Annotated in this window: 3 protein-coding genes; 1 reads left to right on the top strand and 2 read right to left on the bottom strand. The window is 63.5% G+C overall.

What is annotated here, in order from left to right:
• Together EOA79_RS31495 and EOA79_RS31490 are read right to left on the bottom strand one after the other, a co-directional pair.
• Positions 1-558 (bottom strand): glutamine synthetase beta-grasp domain-containing protein (locus EOA79_RS31495; RefSeq protein WP_206639295.1); only part of this gene is annotated, 558 nt, incomplete at its 3' end.
• A 61-nt stretch (positions 559-619) separates the two neighbouring features.
• A complete protein-coding gene (locus tag EOA79_RS31490) occupies positions 620-958 on the bottom strand; it encodes a P-II family nitrogen regulator (protein WP_006205430.1) in 339 nt (112 codons plus the stop codon).
• A 346-nt stretch (positions 959-1304) separates the two neighbouring features.
• Here EOA79_RS31490 and EOA79_RS31485 point away from each other — a divergent pair.
• A partial coding sequence (locus tag EOA79_RS31485; RefSeq protein ID WP_128293657.1) for an NAD(P)H-hydrate epimerase occupies positions 1305-2348 on the top strand: 1044 nt, incomplete at its 3' end.

The following is a 2348-nucleotide window of genomic DNA, read 5'->3' as shown; positions in this document are numbered from 1 at the left end:
CGGCGGCACAGGGAAGTAGCCGCCCTTGATGCGCGGCCGATGGCCGAGATTGCCGGTCTCATAGTCGGTGTCGTCGTTGGACGGCAGCTCGGTCGAGTCCAGGCGGAACCCGGTGTTATAGGGATCGGCCTTGTACTTGACGTCATCGAACACGAAGAACTCAGCTTCCGGGCCGACATAGATGGTGTCGCCGATGCCTTCCGACTTCATGTAGGATTCGGCTTTCTTGGCGGTGCCGCGCGGGTCGCGATTGTAGGCCTCGCCCGAGATCGGATCGAGGATGTCGCACAGGATCACCATGGTCGACTGGGCGAAGAACGGATCCATGTGGACCGTATCCGTGTCCGGCATCAGCACCATGTCGGACTCGTTGATCGCCTTCCAGCCCGCGATCGAGGAGCCGTCGAACATGACGCCGTCGGCGAACATGTCTTCCTCGACCTCGACGACGTCCATCGTCACATGCTGCAGCTTGCCCCTCGGATCGGTGAAGCGCAGGTCGACGAATTTTACATCGTTGTCCTTGATCTGCTTCATGATGTCTTTGGCTGTCGTCATGTCATGTATCCCTGTGTGCTGACGTTTTTTTGATGATGACGGTTCAGGAAGACGGGTGGAGTCAGACCGCGTCCATGCCGGTCTCGCCGGTGCGGATGCGAACGACTTCCTCGATGTTGGAGACGAAGATCTTGCCGTCGCCGATGCGGCCGGTCTGCGCCGCCTTGCGTATGGCTTCGATGGCGCCTTCGACGGCGTCGTCGCCGAGCACGACCTCGATCTTCACCTTGGGCAGGAAGTCGACGACATATTCGGCGCCCCGATAAAGCTCGGTATGGCCCTTCTGCCGACCGAAACCCTTGGCCTCGGTGACGGTGATGCCTTGCAGCCCGGCCTCCTGAAGCGCTTCCTTCACTTCGTCCAGCTTGAATGGCTTGATGATCGCTTCGATCTTTTTCATGTAGAAAGTGGCCTCCACTGCCAAAGAGACGGGTTGCGCGCCCCGCTTGCGCCTTCATCAAGCACGAAGCGTGCCAATTACCAGAGGTTGAGGGCGGTATCGGGCGATTTCCATGCCTTGCCGCACCCGAATGCAAATCCGCGTCATCCGCTGCATCGGATGCGTCATCGACGCCCAAAGCCTATACATCGCTCCTCCATCCGTCTGCGCAAAACTTGAGCAGATAGCGCAATTTGCAGGCAGATTCCCCTCCGGGCGCCCACCGCTCTGGGATGCATACGCCCGCCGCTGATTGCTTCGAGCCGCAAATCGGACAATGCTTGATCGGATGGAGATCGGCAATCCCATGCGCAATGAACTTCTTTCCCCGTCCGAAATGGCCGAAGCCGACCGGCTGGCGATCGCCCAAGGTCCGCTCGACGGCTACGGATTGATGCGCCGGGCCGGCGAGGCCGTGGCGGCCGTGCTCATGGCGCGCTATCCGGCGGCGGCACGGGTGCACGTGCTTTGCGGACCCGGCAACAATGGCGGCGACGGCTATGTCGTGGCGAGCCTGCTCCGGAAGAGCGGTGTCGACGTTGCGTTGTGGAGATCGGGCGAACCGCGCGCGGGCAGCGATGCCGCGCTGGCTGCAGCCGATTGCCCGTTGGAGCCACGACCACTATCTGCCTTCGCGGCCGAACCGGGATCGCTGGTGGTCGACGCGCTGTACGGAGCGGGGCTCTCGAAGGCACTGTCGGGCGATGCCGCCCGGGCCGTCCAGGTCGTTGCGGATCTCGGCTTGTCGGTCGTCGGCGTGGACCTGCCCTCGGGCGTTTCCGGCGAAAGCGGCGCCATCCTCGGCAGCGCATTTCGGGCGGTCGTTACCGTGACGTTCGCGCGAAAGAAGCCGGGGCATCTGCTGCTGCCGGGGCGGGAAATGAGCGGCGAGATCGTGCTCGCCGACATCGGCATCGGTGACGACATCATCGCTCGAGTCGCGCCGCGCACTTTCGAGAATGCGCCGGCGCTCTGGCTGCCTGCCTTTCCGGTTCCAGCCGTCGATGCGCACAAATATAAGCGCGGTCATGTCAGCGTCTTTTCGGGCGGTCCAGCGGCCACCGGTGCCGCGCGCCTGTCGGCGCTCGCAGCCGCAAGAAGCGGGGCAGGGGCGGTGACGGTGCTGTCGCCGGCGAATGCCATGCAGGTCAATGCCGCGCATCTGACATCGATCATGCTGCGCAAGGTCGACGCGGTTGCCGATCTCGGTGCGTTCCGTGCCGATCGCCGCCCTTCGTCCTTTGTGCTCGGCCCGGGGTTTGGCGTCGGCGAAAAGGCGCGCGATTTTGTCCTGGCGCTGCTCGGCGCCGGGCACGCGCAGGAGACCGGCGTTGAAGGGCTGGTGCTCGAC

The sequence above is a fragment of the Mesorhizobium sp. M1A.F.Ca.IN.020.03.2.1 genome, from assembly GCF_004023205.1.
Taxonomy (GTDB): Bacteria; Pseudomonadota; Alphaproteobacteria; order Rhizobiales; family Rhizobiaceae; genus Mesorhizobium.
Note: the sequence above shows the minus strand (reverse complement) of the source record. Positions and strands in the feature narration are given on the sequence as shown.